This is a genomic window from Microcystis sp. LEGE 00066 (assembly GCF_015207925.1).
Taxonomy (GTDB): domain Bacteria; phylum Cyanobacteriota; class Cyanobacteriia; order Cyanobacteriales; family Microcystaceae; genus Microcystis; species Microcystis ichthyoblabe_A.
In genome coordinates, this window is record NZ_JADEVX010000343.1 from 1 (window position 1) to 1634 (window position 1634).

Annotated in this window: 1 protein-coding gene; it reads right to left on the reverse strand. The window is 42.2% G+C overall.

The features are described from left to right. A partial coding sequence (locus tag IQ224_RS23355; protein WP_370583164.1) for a helicase-related protein occupies positions 1–1386 on the reverse strand: 1386 nt, incomplete at its 3' end. Positions 1387–1634 lie beyond the last annotated feature (248 nt).

A 1634-nucleotide genomic window follows, 5' to 3' on the forward strand; every position in this document is an offset into this window, starting at 1 on the left:
GGGATGACAGGCAGCGGACCGTAAAATAGCTAATTGGGATTGAGTGACACTATTTCCCTGCTTATCAATCCATGCTAAAGCATCATTTCCCCCGGCAGTTTTTAGATAAACCATGACTCCCTCTGGATGGGTTGCTGTCCCACTATGGCAACGGGTAGAATAAACCACCGGCGGCAGAGTCTCTATGGTATGTTTTAAATTAGGGTCAACTTCGATCGCATTTTTCCAAATTTGATACGCTTCCGAAGTTAAATCCACTTCTTGATCCTCCTCCTCATCGATAACCTCAGATTTTTCATGATACAGATCCAATAAAGTCTGGTTATCCATCTCCTCCTCAAAAAATACCTCATCGGTCCCCACCACCTCAGCATTCTCTCGCAGTCTTTGAGATAGTCTCGTCCGCAGCTTAATAATTCTCTCCACTCCCTCCGCAGGTAAAAAGGAATAACAGAGAATCTGACTTGCTTTTTGACCGATTCTATCCACCCTTCCGGCCCGTTGAATGAGGCGAATAATTGCCCAGGGTAGGTCATAATTAACGATAATGGCACAATCCTGTAAATTTAACCCTTCGCTCAAGATATCCGTCGCGACTAGGACTCGTATTTCTTCCCCCACTTGCTGAGAATTACTGCGGGGACTAAAACGATGAACCATTTCCGCAGGATTAGCAGAGTTTCCCGTCACTCCCGCAATCTTATCCACTCCCCGATTTTGCAACTGAGTGACCAAATAACTGACTGTATCGGCAAATTGGCTAAAAATTAACACCTTTTCTCTGGGATGATTCTCCTCTAACAGCTGCCATAACTTCTCTAGCTTTTCGTCGGTCTCCGGCTGCCAGGTCCCACAGGTTTGCAATAATGCTATTAAAGCCAAGGCATCGGATTTTAGGTCTTTTTTCAATGCGGGTTTAAACACCTCGGGGTTAATCCACTGAAAGCGCTTGCGATAATCACCGCTATACTTTTGATACACTTGTTCGGCTCTTTTTTGATACTCTTTTTCTAACCCGGTTATCCCCCCAGTGTCCTCGGTTTCTATACTTTCATCCTCTCCCTGAGTGACTAAATCCTCATCCAGATAACGAGTGTCTAACAAAGCTAGATCCTGACTCCCGATGGGAAGGGGTAAATTCTTGGCCATAGCATGAAGGAAAATATAGTTACGGAGAATATGACGGTCAAGGGATTGCAGGAAAGCATACCCTCCACTCTCCAAACGTTTAAATAAATTCGTCCGACAAAAACCCATTAATCTTTTACCCGCACGGGATAGACTTTTTAAGATAGTTTCCTCCTCTCCTGTCCCTTTACATCCTTTAATTAGATAATTTCCCAATCCGTAACGGGGTAACTTCAATCCGTTGAGAGTTATCACCACTGCTTCCGAATATAAACGCGCATAAACCGAGTCTTGCAGGTCAAACTTGATTGTCTTTAGTCAGCAATTCTCATTTTGAAAAAAATTCAGATAAAATTCTCTTATTTAAATAGAGAACTTGTGTAGAAGCATTATTTTTTGACAGATAATTATCATCCAACGCTGGAGATAGACAGGTTTTAAGAACTTTGTCCATGAAAAATCGATTTCAACTCATAAATCTGGATGAAATTCTAACAAAATTTTTA